This window comes from uncultured Candidatus Kuenenia sp. (assembly GCF_900696675.1).
GTDB classification, from domain to species: domain Bacteria; phylum Planctomycetota; class Brocadiia; order Brocadiales; family Brocadiaceae; genus Kuenenia; species Kuenenia stuttgartiensis_A.
Genome location: NZ_CAADGZ010000001.1, coordinates 25,544 through 47,399, shown reverse-complemented (window position 1 = coordinate 47,399; position 21,856 = coordinate 25,544). Strand labels below are relative to the sequence as shown.

The following is a 21,856-nucleotide window of genomic DNA, read 5'->3' as shown; positions in this document are numbered from 1 at the left end:
TATGTTCAGCACAAGGTTTGGAAACGAGTTGTGCTTCGGTAGTTTAATAGATTACATTGAATAGGTATGATTTTTTCAAAAAACTAAAGTGTTACAAACTATCAGTATCTGTGATTTCCATGCGGAGACCGGAAAGGCTGTCTTTCCGTCTTAAGCTTATTACTGACATTATTTGACTCCTTTCAGCCTTTTAGTAGCATCGTCTATTGTTTCATAATTAAACATGGAGTTCCCTGAATTACCAAACAACGTCTCTATGAATTTTTAATGGCAACAGTTGGAGTTCATGCCGGTTAATTTTATGATTACGCTTGATATGCCAATAAAAATCAAAAATACGCCTACAAAAGCCTTTGCCTTATTATTAAGGAGTTGTACCGGTTTTTTTGCCAGGTAGGAAATGCCGGAGAGTGCGGGGATAGTGCCTAACCAGAACGAGAAAAGCAATATGCCGCCCCATAGTGGATTGTGCGTAGCAACGGCTATAAGGATAAAACCATATAACCATCCGCATGGCAGTAAAGGGCTGAGGACACCTATTAAAAAACCCGTTCTCTTTGGCGAAACCCTGGCTTCTAATAAACGCCCTACTCTTTTCTGGTAAAATAACCGCAGAAAATACGGTTGTTTTATGTGAAGATTGCCCTCCTTCAGAATACGGAATCCGATAATAAAGAAGGTTATCCCCAGGAAAATCGTTGATACAAAAGAGAGGTATTTCATTTCTGAATGGATAAATTTTGAGCCAAGAAGCCCCGCCAGGGCACCAATGCAAAAGTATCCTAAAAAGCGTCCGATATGGTATGAAATCAGCCCTGCCTTGCTGTGAGCGCTTGCGGCCAATGCCAGGCCGCCGCACATTCCTACACAGTGGACACTGCCGATAAGGCTTGCGGCAATTACTGCAAAAGGAACAAAGAAGGGGGACATCTCTCCAATGCGTTGTATTATATTATTTGACAGGTCCGGCAAGGGTTAACTCCTTTATGTAATTTCGGGTTGTTTTGTTGTTTGATGTAGCAGCAATGTGTAATTGAAAATTCAGTTGCCCTTTTTCGCTCAAAAGCGATTTGGGAAACGTTATGAAAAAATGGTTTTTTGTTGTTTTTCCCGGCGCAATCATTTCAGGATACGTCGGCGCTATAATTTCAATCCCTTTATTTCTGCTATCTTCAGCGTGTTTAATATCCACTTCTATCTCATGAAAGCTCTGGTTTTTCAGATTCAGCGTGTAATGGTTTGAGATGAGGGGTTCTTCCCGGGATTTGGTAATTACCCGATAAGGACTTTCCTGCGCTCTCAATACGGTAATATCCAAATCAGGCCTGTTTGAAATATAGGAGGCTAATCCTATCAGGCAGGCGGAGACTAATCCCAGGTAAATCATGTTTTTAATACGCCAAAAACCTGAGGGTCTTCCTCTCAGGCCGTTTTCCGACTCATACCGTATAAGCCCCTTCGGCTTTTTAACCGTTGCCATTACCGTGTCGCATGCGTCAATGCAGGCAGTACAGGCAATACATTCCATTTGCAGCCCTTTGCGGATATCTATTCCTGTTGGACAAACGGCAACACATTTATAGCAATTAATGCAATCTCCCGGCTCTTCCGTCTTCGGTTGCAGCCCTTTTCGCGGTTCACCTCTTTTTTCATCGTAAATTATTGCAAGGGAGTTTTCGTCCATTAATACCGATTGCAATCTTCCGTACGGACAGATTGATATGCACAACTGCTCCCTAAACCAGCCAAAATTCAACATCACCACAATGGTAACAATACCTGTGGTCAGAAAAACCGCCCAATTTTTAAAGGGGGAAATGGCAATCATTGAGACGAGATTTTCTGCTCCGGCAAAATATGCAAGGATTGTGTGAGAGATAACAGCGCTTGTCAAAAAAAACAAAGACCATGTAACTGTTTTTTTGATTAATTTCTCTTTGTGAAAAGGCGCCTTCCGGAGTTTGATTCTCGCAATATGGCCTCCCTCTACGAAAGATTCAATTTTTCGGAAAATTGCTCCAATAAAAACCGTTTGCGGGCAAGCCCATCCGCACCATACCCTTCCCCAGGCAGAAGTGGCAAAGACGATTCCCATGGAAAAACTTGCCATCACGAAGAAGAGCATGGGCGTGTCATGCCCCCAGAATTGTAAGCCAAACAGCGAAAATCTTCTGTGCGGTATGTCAATGAGAATTGCAGGAAAACCGTTTATTTTTATCCAGGGAAACAGAAAAAATGCGATGAGCAGCGCTATTTCAACAATGGTTCTGTACTTTCTGTAGAATCCGTAAACTGCCATAGGATGGGTTATGCGAATACCCTCATGGGACGGATTGTAGAAGTTTTTCGACATATTATTCTTCTACAAGTTCTCCTTCCGGGTCTCTTGGGTTTTCAGGCATGGAACCTCTTAATGATTTTATATAAGCGGCTGTTTGCTGAATGTTTTCATCTGTAATTCTTCCTCTCCATGCAGCCATGCCGGTGTCGGGAATGCCATCGCTGATTATGCTTGCTATTTCGCGTATTCCCCCTCTGCCGTGTAACCAGTAATTATCCACCAGGTTTGGCCCGATCAATCCTTCTCCTTCTTCTCCATGGCAGGAAGAACATTTTGAGGCGTACACCTCTTTCCCCTTTGCCAATGCATCCTTGTCAGCCAGCAGCGTAGTGAGCTGCGCTTCAGTTATTTCAGGCAGTTCCATCAGTATTTCTTCCGCTTGCATCATATTCGCAGGTGGAGCAACAGTCGCGGCTACCTGCAATTTCCCGTTCCTAACGCTTCCGAAATGGTACCCAAGGTAGAAGACGGCAAAAAGGATCGTTGTATAGAAAATATACATTAGCCATGCCGGGCATGGGTTGTCATATTCGGTAATCCCGTCGTATTCATCCCCTGTCATAGGAGTATCTTTTACATGAGTATCCCTGTTCATGATCGTTCCTCCTCGCGAAGCGGCAAATGGGACATATAATCATAGTGTTTGGCAGCGCCCTTCCTTTGAATCCAAAAAAGGATGCCCAGAAAAACAAAAAAGAATAAAAAAAATCCAATCGCCGCCAAATACGTATCGGTAAAGTGTGCTAAAGCCTGTTGTTTCATGTTATTGAACTCCTTTCTGTCCAAGCGCCTGGAGATATGCTATTAATGCAGTGATTTCCTTGTCTTCCACATTTTCTTTCACGCCTTGTTTTTTAAGAGATTCGGCAATTTCATGCGCCTGTATTTCCGCCATAATATCTGCATCCGCCCGTTCTTTTTCTGAATAGGGAGCGCCCATTTTATGGAGGAGGGATATCTTCTTTCTTATGCCGAAAAAGTGAATCTTCTTCTTTGCCAGCCAGGGGTAGGCGGGCATAATGGATTCCTTTATGACGGCACGGGGATTTATCATATGCATGTAATGCCAAAGGTCGGGGTATTTTTTCCCCAGTCTTGCAAGGTCTGGCCCCGTGCGTTTCGACCCCCATTGAGAAGGCCTGTCGTACATGGATTCTTCAATAATGGAAGCGTGCCCGTATCGTAATATTTCCGGGGGCATCGTCCGGATCATTTGCGAATGGCAATTGTGGCACCCTTCTTTTATATAAATATCACGCCCTTCCAGTTCCAAGGGTGTGAATGACGCCATTTTGTTCTCCGGCGTAATGTATTTATGAATGGAAAGTGTGGGGACTATTTCAATGACAGAGCCTACCATGATGGCAATAAGCGCCAAAACACTGAACGTAACCGCCATCCCTTCAAGCCTTCTATGCCCGTGTTCTGAAAGGGGAACGGTCTTAGGGGATACACTTATTTGTATTGTATCATTTTTTAAATCGGGGGGCGATAGTCTGATGGTCTTGCAAATGTTATACAGCAACAGGAAGAAACCGCCTAAGAACAATACTCCCCCTATTGCGCGGAAGTAAAAGAGCGGAATTATGCGAATGACGGTTTCAATGAATTCCGGATAGACAAGATTTCCTTTATTGTCCATTTCCATCCACATCAAACTTTGTGTAATTCCTGCGGCCAGCATTGAAATGTAATAAAGAAGTATGCCTAAAAGGCCTACCCAGAAATGTATGTTTGCGAGTTTTTTGCTATATAATTCTGTTTTCCACAATTTCGGGACAATATAATATATCATTGCAAACGCAAGAAATCCGTTCCAGCCCAATGTTCCCACATGAACATGTCCTATAATCCAGTCAGTGTAATGGCCAATAGCGTTTACCGGCTTAAGGGAGAGAAGCGACCCTTCAAAGGTTCCCATACCGTAAAAAGTAATGGCCGCCACAAAAAATTTAACGATTGGTTCAGTGCGTAATAAATGCCATGCCCCACGGATCGTCAACAGCCCGTTTACCATACCGCCCCAACTTGGCGCCCATAGCATGACGCTGAAAATTACACCCAGGGTTTGCAGCCAGGCAGGCAGCGCCGTATTCAAAAGATGATGGGGGCCTGCCCAGATATAAATAAAGATAAGAGACCAGAAGTGTAATATCGAAAGCCTGTAGCTGTAAATAGGCCTGTTTACGGCTTTTGGCAAATAGTAATACATTAATCCGAGAAAAGGCGTAGTAAGGAAAAAGGCGACGGCATTATGTCCGTACCACCATTGAACAAGCGCGTCCTGTATTCCGGCAAATACAATATAACTTTTAAACAAACTAACGGGCAGGCTTATTGCATTAATAATGTAAAGCACTCCCACGGTAATGACCGTAGCAATGTAAAACCAGATGGAAACGTACAGGTGTTTTTCATTGCGTTTCAGCAAAGTGCCGAAAAAATTAATGGCAAATATAACCCATACCAAAGCGACAAGAATATCAATGGGCCATTCCAGTTCAGCATACTCTTTCCCTTGCGTTAACCCTAGCGGTATTGTAATGACGGCCAGTACGATAATACTTTGCCAGCCCCAAAAGTGCAGCCTGCTTAAGGTATCGGAAAACATGCGCGTCTTTAATAACCGCTGAGAAGAATGGTATATGCCGGCGAAAATGGCATTGCCGGCAAATGCGAAGATGTTTGCGTTGGTGTGTACCGGCCTTAGCCGTCCGTAAGTAAGCCACCCGGTATTAAAATTTAATTGCCAAACCGCTATTTGAAATGCCACAAATACCCCTATTGTGAAGGCGATTGCCGCCCAAACGATGGTGGCTATGGTGAACATTCTGGCAATTTTGTCATCATATTCAATTTGAATACGATTTGAGGTATCAACGTTTGATGCGCCCATGTTTCTTCTTTTCTCCAATTAAATTTAATAATTTTTTTGCAAAACTTCAGTTGTTTAAAATGTTGCGCTTCTTATATTTTTTTGTTCCAGTCATCAATTAAAATTTTATGTGCTGGTGTTTCAAGATCGTCAAATTGTTCATTTTTCACCGCCCATAAAAAGGTATATACAAAAAATGACGCTAAAACAATTGAGATGGGAATCATTATGTAAAGTATTGTCATTGTTAGATATAATATTATTCTGCAAAAACATGTTTTTTCATGAAGTTTTTTGCCGCCCCTTCATCCCCTCATTGTATGGGGAATAGGAAAGATGGGTGGTCTTTAATTGCGGCGATGCTGCGATATGTTTTATCTATTAATGAATGTGAAAAACCATATCAGGAAATTATAAACAAATGTTTTATTAAATCAAAAACAAACTTTGTCTTTCTTGCTACTGCTGGATTGCTACCGGAACCAATGTCAGCCTGATAGAAGAAGCCAAGCTCAAATACATCTCGGCATTGGATAGAAATCAGATACCCTCTTGCGGTGTCAGCTAAGGCATTTACGACAATTTAGAGCAAATGCTTCGCCTCTACACTATGCGGCAAGACCTTTTCTTGCACTTCAAATGCATCGCTTGTAATGTAGAGAACAAAAAAGCACTTTATTTTACCCTCTCTCTTTCGTTACTACAGAGATACTCCCGCGCCATTTTGCCTGTTTTGCTTATTTTTGCCCATTTATAAGGTAATTCTATTGTTTTTTACTTTCTTCTCCACTTATTGACGGGAGCTTTTGGCACAAATTCTTGATCCGCGTCTTTCGTAAGGTAACTTTGACGTTGTCGTGGGGAAGTGTCCCTTTAATCAGGCTGAGTTTTTAAAAGGCAAAAACCCAATGGCATTCATTTTTACCCACTCACTTGCCTGAAGAGCCAATATTTGAAATCCCTAAACATTTAATGCCGTAGCAAGGCACGCCTTGCCACTACAATTTGCATGAAAAACCCCTGGCAGTGTTAAAATAAAAAAGGATGCTTGCTATACAATACCCCTCTGACTACAGGCATGTGTGAAGATTTACAAAAAATCGGGAATGCATCCCCATAAATTGGCAATATTATTTGCTATGCATCTGTTTCCTACCCGGCTTCTGACTATGCCAGCTTAGGGTCTTTTCGGTATACCGCTAAATAAATGCATGATGGGATTATTAGAATAAACGCGGAGAGGGAAATTATCATGCCTATGACAAAAGATTTTGGTTCGTACAAAAACCTGACGATGTGTTCTCCTTTTTCAAGGAAGACAGACCGTATCACGTAATCTGTTTTATATATCCTGCTCCTCCTGCCGTCCACATAGGCATTCCATCCCGGATAATACGTATCGCCCAGGACAAGGTATCCATCTTCCGCAAGAGACGCCTTAATTGTTACACTGTTTGGCGTATACTCAAGTATTTCCGGCAATGGTTCGTTTCGTATGTTTTGCAATCCGGCAGTGCGGACAGGCGGTAATGGTTCTTCTACAATAATATATTCTTCCGGTTGAAATTCATCGCCTGAAAGTTCCTTAAATATTGCATCTCTGCCATGAAGTTCCTTTGCCTTCCGGACAATAAAAGCGCGCGGCAGTGCATGTGTGTTTTCAAAAATGGCGTATTTTGCGTCATTGTATAATAATGTAAAACCCGGATGATTTATTCTTGCGTTTGAGGGAAGAAGTAGATATTTCACATTTAGGAGGTTGGTAAGTTTTGAAATGTTAGATACCTCCATTACTATGTTTGGCTGTTCAATGGGTTTTCCGCTTAACAGATTAACAAACTCGCTGTATTCCTTTATCACATTGGCGTCGTATCCTCCTATATTTGCAATATAGTGCGCCATGCCCTGATTCAACTCAAAATGTCCGATCGTTGTTATGCGGGACGGGCGAGGGTCTTTCTTCAAGACATCGGTTACTTCTTTATTCCAAAAACAATCCTGAAGATCGAATGTGACCATATAGCGGTTTCCAAACATCCACAAATCTCCAAATAGCAAGGCGATTGTAAGAGGAATAAGCACCTTCTTATTGAATCGTCCGTTTATCCATAATCCGACAATAAGCAGGCTGAGTATTGCCAGTATTATAACTTTTATAGCACTCTTCCTGGCTACGGCAAAGGTCGTTTGCAGAAAATTGGCATTATTCAGACCAGGCAGCGTTGTGTAGCGGTCGCCCCATGAGTAAATTTTGAGGATAATCGCATGCCATGCGCCAAATCCCGCGTTAAACAAAAAGAATATGATAAAAAACATGCTTATTGCGGCAACTATGCCAATAGCAATTATAAGGAGGAATTTTGTCTGCTTTTTCATGGAAAAAACATTTTGTAAATATTCCATCCCAAACCCGGCAAGCACGGAGAGAGAAAAGGCAACGATGAATATAAACTTGGAATTCCCCCGAAACATGTTAAACCCGGGCACAACAGCATAGAGTACTTTGAAGATAGGGATAAATTTGCCCAGAGCAAGGATTGTTGTTATTAATGCTATAATTAAAAAAATCCTGGTATATTTGCTTTTAAAATTGAATGCGGCAATGCTGCATAGCATCAGTGAAGGGATTCCCAGATATAACGACATTTCCCATAGATAGCATCGTCCCCAATACGGCGCATTAAACAAATCGCCAAAGAAATCGGGGATAAAGAGGGTAATAAAGTTTTCAGGTAAAAAAGAAAACTGCCCCACCCATTCATACGTGAGTGTTTGCCTGGTGGAGTGCTTCACCATTTCAAAGGCAGGGAGCAATTGTATCGAAGAAAGAAGGGCGCCTGTAGTATAAATGACAAAAATGCCGGCAAATGAATAACCCGCCCACCTCCCGTTTTTGTGTCCGGCAAACTCTTGCAGAATACGCACGATAAAGTACAGCGATACGGCAATTGCCGTATAAAAGAAATACTGGGGATGCCCTGCCAATATATTGCAGGCAACGGCAACGCCTCCGGCAAGTGCATACAAAAGATTTCTGGTTCGGATAAAAAGCTCAGAAAACAAGAGGATAAGCGGCAGCCATATCATGGTGCACAGATTTGGCAGGTGCCCGGGATAGACGTGAAATATCTGCGGAGCACAAAACATAAAGATAATGGCAGAAATTATGCAGCTTGTCCGGGATAGCCCGCCTGCCTCTCTGCTCTTCAAAGGAGATGCACCCTGCCTTTCTGCTCCGTAAAAACGAAGATATTTCATGTAGAGATAGGTGAACACTCCGGACAAAAATACGTGCAGGATGATGCTGTAATTAATTGCAACATTAATGGGAAATAGGAGAAAAATAAGATTAAGCGGATAAAACAATGCGGACTGTATGCCGCCAACGAAGGGCGATCCGCTATAAATATAAGGATTCCAAAGGGGCAGTGTACCCTTTGCCAGCGTATCAAAACCAAAATACCTCCAATAAAAGAGCTGATGGCGGGTATCAGTATTTTGGTCACTCAGTATGCTGGTATCAAAGGGGATAACGACCTTGTGAAAGTATGCCAGGGTAAGGAGAAACAGGAGAAGGATGGCATACCAGTCATATTTCGACCAGGCTTCAGATGGGTTTGTAATTAAAATCGAAGCTGAATAATTGCTGTAGTTCTTGTTTAGCATTTGTTCTTTATTTATGGGCGTAGTATATTATTTAGGGTCTTCTAAGTTTTGTGTGGGTAAATTTTCAGTATAGTTCTTTCTCAATACCATAAGGAATAATGTTTTCCGGGTAAAATAAGACTACAAAAAGCTGTACGTGCAGGTTTATACTATTCAGGCAAGAGAATGGGGTATTCATGAAAACCTGTAAAATCTTATCAGGATTATATTCACATTCTGGATTTCGATCTCGAAGTAAATTAACTGGTGTTTATGGTGATCCGTATGCGATGGTCATCAAACTGGTACGCCGACAAAAAAAACGTTTGCTCTGTTTGTCATACACCATCAAAGACATATTACGATAGCGAAATCAAACGGGCGATAGACTTTTCGAGCGGCGCATTTAGAATCTACGTTGAATTTGAATACCGCCGTGTGTTTTGCAAGAAATGTATGCCATGAAAGTAGAAACGTTGTCATGGCTTGCCTCGAATACTTGAAATACCCAGTTTCCTGATTCAACAGTTGCCAATATTTGATGCGGAATTTTGTTTCCAAGTGTTGCAATGTCATAATGCTATGTTACGCCCTCACTAGTATAACGTTTCATTAAAATATCTACATTGATACCGTCATTGCGAGCGACAGCGAAGCACTCTTAAGTCTTTTGGGAACAAGAGATTGTTTCGTCGCTCCACTCCTCGCAATGACATTTTTTTACGTACACATTTTAACGAAACGATGTACTAGCCTTAACAAGGACGCTTTCCAATTCTAAATCTTCTGTAATCCTATCAAAGACATCAATATCATTATTTTTTTCATATCAATCGTAACTATTCAGCGTAAACGATACACGGCTCGTTCCCAAACCTTGTACTGAGCATAGTGAAGTATCTGTTTGGGAATGCATTTGTTCGGGAAACTCCGGTTTCTCGCCTGTTTGCTGATAGATAGGGAATAAAATCACAGGGTTAAGACAGTTTGCAATTTGTCAAGTCAGACCCTCACTGGAAACAAAGTTTTCAGTGCAATTACGTTCCCAAACAGATACTTCACTATGTTCAGTACAAGGTTTGGGAACGAGTTGCGCTCTGATCTCCGGTAGTTTAATAAATTACGCTGAATAGTTACTATCAATCTCTTTCCCAGTCACTGTAAAAGGCAGCCGGATTTAAAAATAAGGATTATGTTTCTTTTCTTTACCAATTGTGGTAACGGGGCCGTGTCCGGGGTATACCAATACGTGGTCTTCCAAGGTGAATAAGCGGGTTTTTACTGAGTTAATCAGCGTATCGTGAGAGCCTCCGTAAAGGTCTGTCCTTCCAACAGAACCTGCAAACAATGTATCTCCTGCAAAAATTGCGTTATTAAAAAGGAAACACACGCAGCCGGGGGAATGCCCGGGGGTATGGATTATGCGTATTACTTCATCTCCGAGGGGGAGTTCTTCGTTATCAATGAGGTAGCGGTCTACTTTGGGTTTGGGAATCGGGGGTAATCCAAAATAATTTGACTGTTCGTCAAGAAAGTCAAGAAGCGGGACGTCTCCCTGATGAAGTAAAAATGGTGCGCCTGTTAAAGCATGAAGCTCGCTTACCCCGCCGACATGGTCAAAATGTGCATGAGTATTGATAATGTATTTCAGGGTAAGGTTTTGTTTTTTGAGGATTTCAACAATTTCTTTCACATTGCCGCCTGCATCTATTACTGCGGCAGTATTATCTGACCTGGAACCGATAATGTAACAATTAACCGATAATGGGCCAACTTCTAATGTCTCAAATATTATATCCGGTGATTTCATCAGCAGGAAAAACGCGCCTTGTAATAGAATGGAAAGGTCTTGCTGTTAAAAGAGGTATTTTCTTCCAAATTATTTACATCGATAGCTTCTCTGGCAAAAGTGCTGTGGCATGTTTTGCAGTTCCACAATTCGCGGCCTTTAAATAATCCCTTTTGCCTTTGCATGCCAAAGAAAATAAAATTCGTCCCTTTACAATGAGGACACACAAATATTTTCTGCTTCAACTCTTTTTCTGCTATCATTGCTCCCTCCCTCCTGAAATTATTTCCCGCAAACTTTATAGTATTTAATACGTATAATCAACAAAAAACCTTTTTATATTTTTCCTTGAACAAAGGAAAGTTGCACACTTTATCTAATGGGGAAATTAGCGGGGCCTTTATGTGCTTTAAAACACCCCTGTACCGTAAATAACTCATTATTAGTAGAGTATCTGACTGTTTTGGTTATTATACATTGATTCTTTTTGTTTGTTTCATAATGAAAATACCATCTTTATCTTTCATTCCCATGTAATCGGGCATCCGGAAATGTGGATCGGCAATTCATGGATTTACACTACCGGATTCCTGCCTTCGCAGGGATGATATTTTCGATCCCTCTTGTATTTTTGTGAGGCAGGTATGCTGCCTTTTATTAAGCAACAGCTTGTTTTTTGTTGTCATAAAAGTTTTCATTTCGCTGTAACAATCATCGCAACCATAAGGGTATTCAATACAGACAGAACAATTTTTTTTGCTATACTTTTTCATGAACAATTCACTCCTCTTTTATTCAATTAAATAACTATCGGTGATGAATGTTTATAAAAATTCTGATATCACTTTTCGCAATTATAGTGCCCGAAGAATGTATTCATATGCGTATGTTGAAAAATGGATACATTTTTCCCGGGAAAAACCAGAAACTGTGGGGATATAAAGTACATCAAAAAAACAATTTATGTATTTAAAAACTATTATGAGATGGTAATAAAAATAGTTAAGGATTGTTTTTGCGGGAATCAAGCCTTTCCTCTTAAAAAAGGTGTTAATTTCGCTTTTTTCAGGCAAAAATTTCAATGAATATTCTGTAAGTATTTATTTTAATAAGCGTTACATGAATGATGCAAATTTTGCCATGGTCTTAATTATTAGACAAGGGTTTCTAAGGAGGGGCAATATTTTCAGGGTATTGGCGCAAAAAATGCGTTTTGTGACAAAGGCGATATAATCAATGTAATGTGCATTTATAACATAGGTCGGGAATTTTTAGATAGGCGAATAGATCAAATTATCACGACAGCGACATTTTATTCTTACATCCTGCGCAAGAATATGATAGGTTTTCACTCATAAGGTGTGAGTAAAATTTATTAGACAGTAATGTGGATTAAGTGACAGCAAACACACAGTTCCTTCATTATTATTGATGGATTCGATGCGAAAAAAACCGCTCCTTAATCAACCCTACCCGGGAAATAAAAATGTTGCAGCAATGTTGTTTAGTACCTTAAGAGTTATAGCCAAACAAATATGATTTTAGAAATTTGGCGATAAAATGGCTTTCTAAAAAACAGATTTATTTGACTAAGCATATTATCAAACACACCCCAGTCCCCTCTAAAAAGAAGGGGACTGGGGTGTGTAAATTTTTCGAAAACATTATTTGTTTGACTATATATCTAAATTTCGTACTTCCAGGGCATGTTTTTCTATAAATTCCCTTCTTCTTTGAACGTCTTTGCCGGCTAAGGTGCTGAAAATGGAATCTGCTTTTGCCGCATCCTCAACTTTTACTTTCAGCAACGTTCTTGTATTGAAGTTCATGGTTGTTTCCGCCAGTTCTTCTGCGTTCATTTCTCCCAAACCTTTATAACGCTGGATCTCCATGCCTTTCCTTGCGATTTCCCTTATTTTTTCCAGTATTTCATTAAGAGAGAATGCATTAATCTCTGATTCGCCGGCTATTAATTTGTATTTTGGTTTCTCATCATTTTGTCCGCGAAAATATTCATCTATTGTAAAGCCAAAACCCTCTATCAGATTGATTGTTTTTTCAATTTCCTTGCATTCGTGATATTCAATTACCTCGATTGCCCCGCCTTCTCCTTTTTCTTTCTCATCAGCCATATCATCTTCTTCCAGGATTTCCAGTTCTTTTCCTTCTTTTTGTTGTTTCTCTTTTATGTACGCTTCCAGATCCTCTTCCGAAGAAAGATACGTTATTTTGTCTTTGTATGTTACTTTATAATAAGGCAGTTTTCCCGTTTCCTTGTTTCTCAGCGACAAAAATTTTCTAAGAGAGACACCCTTTTTGCTTAAAAATTTAATGTGCTCTTCCATCTGAACAAGGAGTGGCAATAGTTTTTCCAGCGTTTGGCTGTCTAGCGTCTCTTTTTTATCACTGCATATTTCCATTACCGTTCCTTCTATGCCGAACGTGATTAATTTTTTTTGCAGTCCCTTATCGTCATAGATATATTCCTGTCTTTTGTTTTTGACTATTTTAAATAACGGCGGCTGCGCTATGTAAACATGTCCTTTGTCTATCAATTCGATCATCTGGCGGAAAAAAAAGGTGAGCAAAAGGGTTCTGATGTGGGCGCCATCAATATCCGCATCCGTCATAATAATGATCTTTGCATATCTCAGGTTTTTCAGGTTGAAATCATCAATCCCGATGCCTGTGCCTAAAGCGGATATGAGGGTTCTGATTTCTTCATTGCTGAGCATTTTATCAATGCGTGCCTTTTCAACATTTAATATGACTCCTTTGAGCGGGAGGATTGCCTGAACCCTCCTGTCTCTTCCTTGCTTTGCGGTACCGCCTGCAGAGATGCCTTCCACTAAAAAAAGCTCCGATGTTTCAAAATCCCTGGAAGAGCAGTCCGCCAGTTTCCCGGGAAGGTTAGAACTGCTTAACGCTCCCTTTCTTCGGGTAAGGTCTCTGGCTTTTCTTGCGGCTTCTCTTGCCCTTGAAGCCTCGATTCCCTTGTTAATAATGGCCTTTGCTGTTGACGGCGTTTCCTCGAAATATATGCCAAGTTGTTCCCCGATGATTGTTTCAACAATACCCTGAACCTCTCTGTTCCCCAGTTTTGTTTTTGTTTGTCCTTCAAATTGAGGTTCGGGTAGTTTGATGCTGATAACCGCCGTAAGCCCCTCTTTGTAATCATCTCCCGTGGGGGCTTTCTCTTCGCCTTGTATTTTTTTATTTTTAAGGTAGTTGTTTAGTGTTCGGGTAAGCGCAGCCCTGAAACCACTTAAATGAGTACCGCCTTCCACCGTATTTATGTTGTTTGCAAACGAATAGATATTTTCGTTGTAGCTTTCATTGTATTGAAAGGCCACTTCCACGACGATTTCATTAATTTCCTTTTCAAGATATATGATATCCTTATGAATCACTTCTTTGCCGCTATTCAGTTCTTCTACAAATGCCCTTATACCGCCTTCGTACTGGAACGTTTCATTTTTATCCGTTTTTTCGTCGGTAAAGGTTATTTTTAGCCCTTTGTTGAGAAATGCGTATTCCCGCAACCGCTTTGCGATCGTTTCATAACAAAATGCGGTGTCTTCAAATATTTCATGGTCTGGTTTAAAAACAATTTTGGTGCCCCGTTTTTTCGTTATTCCCCTTGTTTCCACCGGGGTAATAACTTCCCCCTTTTCGTACCTCTGGAAGTATACATGTCCATTCCTTTTTACTTCCACTTCAAACCATTCGCTTAAGGCATTTACGACAGACACCCCGACGCCGTGTAATCCCCCTGACGTCTTGTAGCTTTTATGTTCAAATTTACCCCCGGCATGCAGCATTGTCATAACGACTTCCAATGCAGATTTGTTTGTTTCCTTATGTATATCGACAGGGATGCCGCGTCCGTCATCAACAACGGTTACACTGCCATCGACATTTATTTTTACGGCAATGTTTTCGCAGAAACCGGCAAGGGCTTCATCCACACTGTTGCAAACGATTTCTTCAACCAGGTGATGCAACCCATTGGCGGTGGTATCTCCAATATACATTGCCGGGCGCTTTCTGACGGCTTCAATTCCCCCTAATGTTTTTATTGACGTTGCATCATAGGCATCTGCTTCCAAAACGGCGTCCAAAGTATCATTGTTCGTCATTATTTTATATTTCCCACCTTAAAACGAATGTCATCTATAGATTTTTTCCCCATTAACTCGTTGATCTTTTGAATTATAGCATGCCGTTCAAAGTTAGTCAAATGGTGAATCAGGGCGGAGGATTCAACATTTATATACAAAATCCGGTTCTTTAACCCATCGATCCTGGTAATCTGGTATATTTCATCGCCGACGATGTTTCGCCATGCGTTCCTGATATTATTATGGAGGGCATTGGTGCGGGAGAGGGTTTTGGGGGGAAAGAGTTCCTTTAGTAAATCGCCAATATGTTTGGGCTTGTTTTTGTTAATAAAGTATCGGTCACGCAATTCATCTTTCATAAAGCAAAAATCCATAATTGTATAAATGTTGCAGGGACGACCCTAAAATTGACCAATGACTAATGACCAAACTTAGAAATTCAACCTTTTTGGTTGAGGCTTGTGATGTGACCTATTACTTCCATTCAACGGGCATCATGACGTTTATTTCTTCATGCCCGGTTTTAAACAATGCTGCATCGTCGATTTCGCCAAGTTCAATGGTGATCGTTTCGCAATCTGAAGCCCTTAAAAAATCTAAAATGTAATCGGGATTGAAGGTATTCGTATAATCAGGTCCGTCATATTGCGCAGCAATTTCCAATGCAGCCTCCCCGACATTTGCGGCGCTCGAAAAGATTGACAGTTTGTTTTTTGTTAATGAAAATTCGACCACGCGGTATTCGTCATTGGTGACAAATGACGCCATTCTTACTATGGATAATAGTTCATCCCGGTTTACTTCAATCTTTTTATCGTTATTTTTGGGTATCACCTCATCATAGTTTGGATATTTTCCCTCTATGAGTTGCGATATTACTTCTCCTTTTTCTCCGATGAAATGTATTTGTGATTCGCCCATCCCGACCATCAATGTACCTTTGCATTCAGATACAAAACGCTGCAAAAAAGCGAGGCATTTTACGCCCACTATTCCCGACATGGAAACGTTTTCCGGATTACGGACCTTTCGTTTTACCACTGCCAGCCTGTTCATATCGGAGCCTACCATGATAATAGTGTCGCCAAAAATTTTAACCGATATCCCGCTGTAAATACTGAGCGCTTTTATGGAAGATACCGCATATGCAACCTTTTCCACCATCTTTCCAAGTATTTCACCGTCTATTTCGACAAATGAGGTTACGTCTGTTTTTGTTATATTGGGGAACTGAAGGCAGTCGTCACCCAAAATCTTAAAACTTCCCCCCTTTGATTGCAATGTACAATGGCCTGCTTCTACCGATACGGAAATTTCTTCGTTGCCCGCCCATTCCCGAAAAATATTATTAGCCCTTGATGCAGGCAGTACGATACCGCCCTCGCCTTCACATGCCTTTGCCGGTATCCTGTATTTAACAAGCACTTCCAGATCTGTTGCAGTTAACTCGGCACAGTTGTCCGCCACCTCCAGCTTTACCCCCTGCAGAATTTGTTTCATGGCGGAAGAGGGTACAACACTTGCCGTTAAGCCAAAACCCTTATGTAATGCGTCTCCTGAAAATAGTATTTTCATTGTTATGTTTCCTGATTTTTATGTGAAAAAGGGTAAACACGTGTTTGCTGCTATACACATGCCGGTAAGGCAAAGCCTCTAACCGGTAAAAAAAGACTTAAACAACAGACTACCTGGCACAGCCTTTGGCCGCAACCAAATTTGAAATACGAATATCGAAATATGAAATGATTTCAAATGGCAAAAAACTAAATGATCCAAACTTTATGTACGGCATTTTGAAAAACGTGCATAAAAAACAAAAAGTTGATGGATAGTAGTATGTAGTGCGACGAACCTCGTCGCACTACAAATGACAATTTTCAGTTTTCAAAAGACCAAAGTGTTGCTTATTTTAACAATTCACATTCCAGCTTTTGTATAATAAACGAAAGATTTTTATCATTCCCCGCCTTTTTGATGATAGTTTCATCACCATGTATTACGGTTGAATGGTCTCTCCCGCCAAGGTATCCCCCTATCTCAGTCAGGGACATATTGGTTAATTTCCTCGAAAGATGCATAGCTATTTGCCTTGGCAGCGCCACTGTACGCGTGCGGCGCTTCGATAAAAGCTCAGAAACGCTCACATTAAATTTTTTTGAGATGGCGCCGAGAACCGCTTCAATACTAACGGTTTTTTTACTGCCCGATATTTCCCGGGAGACCTTTCTTACGAAATCGAAAGAAACGGCATTATTTGTTGCCTTTGCTTCATTGCTCAGCCGCGCAATGGCGCCTTCCAGTTCCCGGATATTGCCCGGTATATTTTCCGCGAGGTATACTGCGGATTCATGGGAAACCTTAACATTCCAGGCGGTAGCCCTTTTTTCAACAATTGCGGCTCGTGTTTCGAGTGAAGGCGCATTAATGCCGCATACAAGCCCCCATTTAAAGCGGGATACCAAACGGTCTTCCATGTATGCAATAGATTCCGGGGGATAATCGCTTGTGATGACAATTTGTTTTCCGGCATTATAAAGGGCATTGAATGTATGAAAAAACTCTTCCCTGCTTCCGCAGGAATTTTCAAAAAATTGTATATCATCCATCAAAAGCACGTCCACATTCCGGTAAAACTTCCGAAATGCTTCCATGTTGTTGGATTGTATTGCGGAAATGTAGTGGTTTACAAAATGTTCACAGGATAAATATAACGTTTTCAAATGGCCTTTTTGAAGGATGAAATTATTAATGGCGTGCAGAAGATGCGTTTTCCCCAATCCACTGGCGCCATGGATAAAAAGAGGATTATATGCATATCCCGGAGAGCCGGCAACGGAAACTGCCGCTGCGTGTGCCATACGGTTGCATGCGCCTACAACAAAGTTTGAGAAGGCATATCTTTTGTTTATTGATGGGATAGAAACAATGTTCATAGACAATGCATTTGCGTGAGAGATGTCATTATCTTTGGGGTGTGAATGCATTTGCGTAGGGGTAACAGGTTTTTCCGCCGAAATAATGTCGATTTCAAATGAGGGGTGCAGCAGTTTATACACTATATTTGCAATGAATTCCAGGTAATCTCCGCATATCCGGTTTTTTATGAAATCGCCTGGCACAGCAAACGTAATGCTGTTATCGGTAATAGAGGAGATTTCCATGCGGGAAAACCATTGGTCAAATTGTTCCGGAGAAACGGTTTTTCGTATCTCTGCGCGAATGCTTTCTATCAGGTAATCACTTTCTGTGCAGGTGAGCACCTGTGTTGTTTTAAATCCATATGACGAGGAATTGAATTGTTGTGTGTCGTTATCATTATACATGGGAAGCCGTCTGTCTATTTTCCTTATGATAAAAGATCAAAGCCATGTGCCATTTTTATCTGATTTTACGTTTATCTTGTTAATATTCAATAATTTATTGATTTTGCTTATTTCTATTTCAAAATGTCCGTGTATGCCATTGTGAGTGAGGTATTTTTTTAACGACGATGCGGGGAATTTTATTGTTTCGCCGGACATGGTGGTTGTCTGTATGTATTTAGCAGTGCCTTTATAGTAAGCCAGATATTCATCCGGAGAAATATTGAGTGAAAATTGAAAACGCCGTGTCGGGGTCATTTTAAATCGCGATAAATGAAATGCTAAGCGGCAAATAGGTTAAATATTCTATAACATTACGCCAAATACTTTCATCATTCTCATTCTTCATTCACTTGCATGATAACAAACAGCGCCTGCGATCATGGTAAAAATATTTTTAGCCGATGAATCAAGTATTTGATCATAGACGCTGCCGGTCGGGTTGTCGGGCAATCTGATGCCGCACATGTCCGCTTCAAATCCTTCTTTTAACTGGCCGACAGTTGTTTCCATCCCTAGCGCTTTTGCGCCATTTTTTGTGGCGATTGAAAATAATACCTTCGGCGGTAATGAATAATGGGTATGTAAAAATTTCATCTCTTCCAGTATGTCTAATGTATCATTACTTGCCAAACTGTCCGTGCCTAATCCTACGTTGACCCCTTTTTCCAGTAGTTTTGGCAGCGGATGATTTTTGTGTCCGAAGAAGTGGTGGCTTTTTGGGCAAAAAGCTACGCTGGCGCCGGATGCATGTAATAATTGAATCTCCTCTTCTGTAAGATAATTGCAATGAATGAGCAGTGTTTTTTCGTTTAACACCCCCGCTTCATATAAATATTGTATGGGCTTACGTTCCGGAGGTGGCCATCCTTCAGGCATTGCCTTTAATTTTTGCAGCAAAATAGACAAATGCCCGGTTCCTTTTGCGAGAAATTCAATTTCATCCTCTGTTTCTGCTATGTGGGTACAAATCAGGATGTTTCTTTCTTTGGCAAGTTGGGAAGCCGCCATATACAGTTCTTTCGAAACAGAATAAGGGGCATGGGGGGAAATGCCTGCATGGTAAAGGTCTGTGGCGTTTATTTTCGCCAATTCCAGGGAAGTTTTTGCAATTATTTTTTGCGCATATGCAGGATTCAGGCCAATGATCTCTTTGTAAACAACCTTGCGAATCGGGCTTTTTTCCAATACGGAAAACGAGTGTTCAGCACTTGCAATATCTGCCACCGTAGTTGTGCCGCAGGCGATACACAATGCGATTCCTTTTTTTATTGAAGCAATGGTGTCGTCTGCTTTCCACCTTGATTTTAGCGCGATTAGTTGAAACACCCAGTGTGTGAAATTGTTGGTGGGGGCAATACGGTTTTTACTATCCGTCAGGTCAAGATGAGTATGTACGTTTATAAGCCCTGGCAACAACGCAGTATTTTTCAAATCAATAATTGCCGCATTATCCGCCAGATTCCTGATTTCATCAAATGTGCCCACCTTGCGTATTTTGGCGCCTTCGATAGCTACGGCGCCATTTTCAATGTAGTGGTTATTGTCTTGTACAAGATACTTTGCTTTTATGACTATCATGGGTAATATGCTTTGTATTGCAAAAAATAAACGAAATGATTTCAGAAGGTATGAGCCTAAGTTCATGTTAAGGGACTTGGAATTTTCTGTAATGCCGTAGCAGTCGGCAGTCCACAATCCACAGTCAACAATCTGCAATCTGCAATTTGCCGACTGCCGATTGTAGATTGCAAAAGTGACCATTAAATATTTTGCCAATAAATGCAAAGAAATTACTGATAAGATACTAAGGCGTCGCCACCCAACTATGCCAATCAGGGCCTATATCTCCTCTGCGTTTGTAGCGTTCCATTAACGATTGGCACTGGCAGATCATTTTTTGCTGACGACTATTTTCTGCTATTTTCTTTATAATTTGAGGAAAAAGTGCGACAGCATTTTTCACCGCTTCGCGGTCGTTGTCACTTGCGAGCCCCTCAAACAATTCTCCCGCCTTAAAAGGTCTGCTTGCGATTCCCTCCGCGTAGTTTGTGACGTAACAGATAGATGCGTAACACATTTCTAATTCTTTGGCAAGAAAGACTTCGGGGGCAAGCGTCATGCCGACAAGGTCTCCGCCGTAAAATTTATATTTTCTTATTTCAGCGGGTGTTTCCAGCCGCGGCCCCTGAGTGCACACATAGACGCCTTTGCCGGTAACACCGATGCCGAGAGATTTTAGTGTGTGCAGGATACTTTCTCTTAATGTGGTGCAAAAAACAGGAAACTGACGTATAAATCCGATTCCCAGATGTTTATAGAAGGTTGATTCCCTGCCATGCGTTTCGTCGATAATATCGTCTATTAATACGTATTCGCCGATTTTGTAGTTTTCATTCATAGCGCCTGGTCCTGACCACGACACTATTTGTTTGGCGCCCAGTTCTTTTAGTGCGTATATATTTGCCCTGTAGTTAACAAAGGGTGCGGTAACGCTGTATCCTTTTTCGCCATGACGCGATAAAAAAAGCATTTCTGCATTAGCGTCCCTGACGAGATATACCGGCTGTGATTGCCCGTAAGGGGTATTGATCTCCCCCAGTCTTTTGCCTTTAATACAACCGTTAAGAAGCAAATCATAGGCCTGGCTGCCGCCAATTACCGCAAGGGAGGCTTTGGTGCTGTTTACCAAGCGTGAACCTCCCGTTTTTTTTCTATCGCTGCTGCGGGGCATTCTTCCGCACAGATCATACACCCTTTGCAGTTGTCATAATCGACAAAGGGAAAACCCTCTTCATTAACGGAAATACAGCCGTCCGGGCATCTGTTGACACATATCATACATTTTGTGCAGGCATCGTAATTCCATTGAGGTTTAAATATTCTCCAGTTGCCGGTTTTTCGCCTGGGAGTGTTTGCTACGGAATATACCGCAGGGCTTGAAATAGTTGCAGGTTCAAAAGGAACAGAGAAGACGGGATTATCCTTATGGGCAATTTCCTTCGCATCGATTTTTACCGGCGAAATGGCATGGAAACAATAAAGAGAGGCCTTGATATTTTTTTCGATGAGGCCCTTATCCTGTATTATTTCTGACACTTCCTTTTCGACAGCTTGTCTTAACGAATCATCTTTCATCATGGTAATCTTTGCCGCAACCCCCCCCGCCAGTGTGCTTAGAATGGGTTTCCCCAGCATTTCAAGGCTGATTTTTGTAATGTCAAGTGTTATTGTTTGTGCGGTAAGATGGTATTTTGTTTTTACTTCTTCAGGGGTGTGGGTGGTATTGATAAAAACAATGCCGCCATTTTTTAATCCTGATAAAGGATTTGCCGAGGTATCGTCCAAAAGGGTCTCATCCATTATTATGATACTATCCGGGTCGCTTACTACTCCCCGTTCCTGTATTGGTTCTGAAGAAATACGTGTACAGGCGAGTATCGGGGCGCCCCTGCGTTCCGCCCCGTAAAGTGGAAAGTCCTGTGCATAAAATCCTCCTAAAAAGGCAGTGGTCCCCAGTATTCTGCTGGCAACTTTCGCGCCCTGGCCGCCTCTTCCGTGAAATCGTATCCTGTAAGTAAAAGTATTTTCTGTTTTCATTATTAAGAATTATCCGGTTCAAATAATTTTTTAACGTCGTTCAGGATTATACCTAAAAAAATAGTTTCCAGGCAAGAAAACGTTTTTTTGGGTATTTTTAAGAGAAATGACGGTGCTGTTTTT

17 protein-coding genes are annotated in these 21,856 nt (G+C 41.3%); all 17 read right to left on the bottom strand.

Features of this window, described 5'->3' with window-relative positions; translation table 11 throughout:
- Nucleotides 1-264: 264 nt before the first annotated feature.
- Nucleotides 265-972: a sulfite exporter TauE/SafE family protein gene (locus tag QZT26_RS00160; protein WP_295099919.1), complete on the bottom strand. Its 708-nt coding sequence runs from the start codon at nt 970-972 to the stop codon at nt 265-267.
- Nucleotides 953-2,353: a cytochrome c oxidase accessory protein CcoG gene (gene ccoG, locus QZT26_RS00155; RefSeq protein WP_295099918.1), complete on the bottom strand. Its 1,401-nt coding sequence runs from the start codon at nt 2,351-2,353 to the stop codon at nt 953-955. Before ccoG ends, QZT26_RS00160 begins: the two co-directional genes overlap by 20 nt.
- Nucleotide 2,354: 1 nt before the next feature.
- Nucleotides 2,355-2,936, bottom strand: coding sequence for a c-type cytochrome (locus tag QZT26_RS00150; protein ID WP_099325325.1), 582 nt, complete (start codon nt 2,934-2,936; stop codon nt 2,355-2,357).
- A complete protein-coding gene (locus QZT26_RS00145) occupies nt 2,933-3,103 on the bottom strand; it encodes a CcoQ/FixQ family Cbb3-type cytochrome c oxidase assembly chaperone (RefSeq protein WP_099325326.1) in 171 nt (56 codons plus the stop codon). Before QZT26_RS00145 ends, QZT26_RS00150 begins: the two co-directional genes overlap by 4 nt.
- Nucleotide 3,104: 1 nt before the next feature.
- The gene (gene ccoN / locus QZT26_RS00140) at nt 3,105-5,237 is read right to left on the bottom strand and encodes a cytochrome-c oxidase, cbb3-type subunit I (RefSeq protein ID WP_099325327.1); all 2,133 of its coding nucleotides are present in this window, start codon (nt 5,235-5,237) and stop codon (nt 3,105-3,107) included.
- A 1,146-nt stretch (nt 5,238-6,383) separates the two neighbouring features.
- Nucleotides 6,384-8,882: a YfhO family protein gene (locus QZT26_RS00135; protein WP_164994267.1), complete on the bottom strand. Its 2,499-nt coding sequence runs from the start codon at nt 8,880-8,882 to the stop codon at nt 6,384-6,386.
- 1,156 nt (nt 8,883-10,038) lie between these two features.
- Nucleotides 10,039-10,671 carry an MBL fold metallo-hydrolase gene (locus QZT26_RS00130; protein WP_099325332.1) on the bottom strand — a complete coding sequence of 211 codons (633 nt, stop codon included), beginning with the start codon at nt 10,669-10,671 and terminating at the stop codon, nt 10,039-10,041.
- Nucleotides 10,671-10,913 carry a hypothetical protein gene (locus QZT26_RS00125; RefSeq protein WP_099325333.1) on the bottom strand — a complete coding sequence of 81 codons (243 nt, stop codon included), beginning with the start codon at nt 10,911-10,913 and terminating at the stop codon, nt 10,671-10,673. The genes QZT26_RS00130 and QZT26_RS00125 overlap by 1 nt, the downstream gene beginning before the upstream one ends.
- A 303-nt stretch (nt 10,914-11,216) precedes the next feature.
- On the bottom strand, nt 11,217-11,423 hold the full coding sequence (locus QZT26_RS00120) for a hypothetical protein (RefSeq protein ID WP_099325334.1): 207 nt from the start codon (nt 11,421-11,423) through the stop codon (nt 11,217-11,219).
- A 903-nt stretch (nt 11,424-12,326) separates the two neighbouring features.
- On the bottom strand, nt 12,327-14,789 hold the full coding sequence (gene gyrB / locus QZT26_RS00115; protein WP_099325336.1) for a DNA topoisomerase (ATP-hydrolyzing) subunit B: 2,463 nt from the start codon (nt 14,787-14,789) through the stop codon (nt 12,327-12,329).
- Nucleotides 14,789-15,130, bottom strand: coding sequence for a DUF721 domain-containing protein (locus tag QZT26_RS00110; RefSeq protein ID WP_157820528.1), 342 nt, complete (start codon nt 15,128-15,130; stop codon nt 14,789-14,791). Before QZT26_RS00110 ends, gyrB begins: the two co-directional genes overlap by 1 nt.
- Nucleotides 15,131-15,245: 115 nt before the next feature.
- Nucleotides 15,246-16,346 (bottom strand): DNA polymerase III subunit beta, encoded by a 1,101-nt coding sequence (dnaN, locus tag QZT26_RS00105; protein ID WP_295099911.1) that lies wholly within the window; start codon nt 16,344-16,346, stop codon nt 15,246-15,248.
- Between the two features lie 329 nt (nt 16,347-16,675).
- Nucleotides 16,676-18,094: a chromosomal replication initiator protein DnaA gene (gene dnaA, locus QZT26_RS00100; protein WP_295099909.1), complete on the bottom strand. Its 1,419-nt coding sequence runs from the start codon at nt 18,092-18,094 to the stop codon at nt 16,676-16,678.
- A gap of 36 nt (nt 18,095-18,130) precedes the next feature.
- Nucleotides 18,131-18,391 carry a DUF2835 domain-containing protein gene (locus QZT26_RS00095; RefSeq protein ID WP_295099907.1) on the bottom strand — a complete coding sequence of 87 codons (261 nt, stop codon included), beginning with the start codon at nt 18,389-18,391 and terminating at the stop codon, nt 18,131-18,133.
- An 87-nt stretch (nt 18,392-18,478) separates the two neighbouring features.
- Nucleotides 18,479-19,714, bottom strand: coding sequence for an amidohydrolase family protein (locus tag QZT26_RS00090; RefSeq protein WP_295099905.1), 1,236 nt, complete (start codon nt 19,712-19,714; stop codon nt 18,479-18,481).
- A gap of 226 nt (nt 19,715-19,940) precedes the next feature.
- Entirely contained in the window at nt 19,941-20,825 is an 885-nt protein-coding gene (locus tag QZT26_RS00085) for an MTAP family purine nucleoside phosphorylase (protein ID WP_295099903.1), read from the bottom strand.
- Nucleotides 20,819-21,733 (bottom strand): 2-oxoacid:acceptor oxidoreductase family protein, encoded by a 915-nt coding sequence (locus QZT26_RS00080; RefSeq protein ID WP_295099902.1) that lies wholly within the window; start codon nt 21,731-21,733, stop codon nt 20,819-20,821. The genes QZT26_RS00085 and QZT26_RS00080 overlap by 7 nt, the downstream gene beginning before the upstream one ends.
- Nucleotides 21,734-21,856: the final 123 nt, after the last annotated feature.

Excerpts from the sequence above, each read along its gene's own strand:
- ccoG (WP_295099918.1), bottom strand. The coding sequence starts at position 2,353 with ATGTCGAAAAACTTCTACAATCCGTCCCATGAGGGTATTCGCATAACC.
- QZT26_RS00150 (WP_099325325.1), bottom strand. The coding sequence starts at position 2,936 with ATGAACAGGGATACTCATGTAAAAGATACTCCTATGACAGGGGATGAA.
- QZT26_RS00145 (WP_099325326.1), bottom strand. The coding sequence starts at position 3,103 with ATGAAACAACAGGCTTTAGCACACTTTACCGATACGTATTTGGCGGCG.
- ccoN (WP_099325327.1), bottom strand. The coding sequence starts at position 5,237 with ATGGGCGCATCAAACGTTGATACCTCAAATCGTATTCAAATTGAATAT.
- QZT26_RS00135 (WP_164994267.1), bottom strand. The coding sequence starts at position 8,882 with ATGCTAAACAAGAACTACAGCAATTATTCAGCTTCGATTTTAATTACA.
- QZT26_RS00130 (WP_099325332.1), bottom strand. The coding sequence starts at position 10,671 with ATGAAATCACCGGATATAATATTTGAGACATTAGAAGTTGGCCCATTA.
- QZT26_RS00125 (WP_099325333.1), bottom strand. The coding sequence starts at position 10,913 with ATGATAGCAGAAAAAGAGTTGAAGCAGAAAATATTTGTGTGTCCTCAT.
- QZT26_RS00120 (WP_099325334.1), bottom strand. The coding sequence starts at position 11,423 with ATGAAAAAGTATAGCAAAAAAAATTGTTCTGTCTGTATTGAATACCCT.
- gyrB (WP_099325336.1), bottom strand. The coding sequence starts at position 14,789 with ATGACGAACAATGATACTTTGGACGCCGTTTTGGAAGCAGATGCCTAT.
- QZT26_RS00110 (WP_157820528.1), bottom strand. The coding sequence starts at position 15,130 with ATGAAAGATGAATTGCGTGACCGATACTTTATTAACAAAAACAAGCCC.
- dnaN (WP_295099911.1), bottom strand. The coding sequence starts at position 16,346 with ATGAAAATACTATTTTCAGGAGACGCATTACATAAGGGTTTTGGCTTA.
- dnaA (WP_295099909.1), bottom strand. The coding sequence starts at position 18,094 with ATGTATAATGATAACGACACACAACAATTCAATTCCTCGTCATATGGA.
- QZT26_RS00095 (WP_295099907.1), bottom strand. The coding sequence starts at position 18,391 with ATGACCCCGACACGGCGTTTTCAATTTTCACTCAATATTTCTCCGGAT.
- QZT26_RS00090 (WP_295099905.1), bottom strand. The coding sequence starts at position 19,714 with ATGATAGTCATAAAAGCAAAGTATCTTGTACAAGACAATAACCACTAC.
- QZT26_RS00080 (WP_295099902.1), bottom strand. The coding sequence starts at position 21,733 with ATGAAAACAGAAAATACTTTTACTTACAGGATACGATTTCACGGAAGA.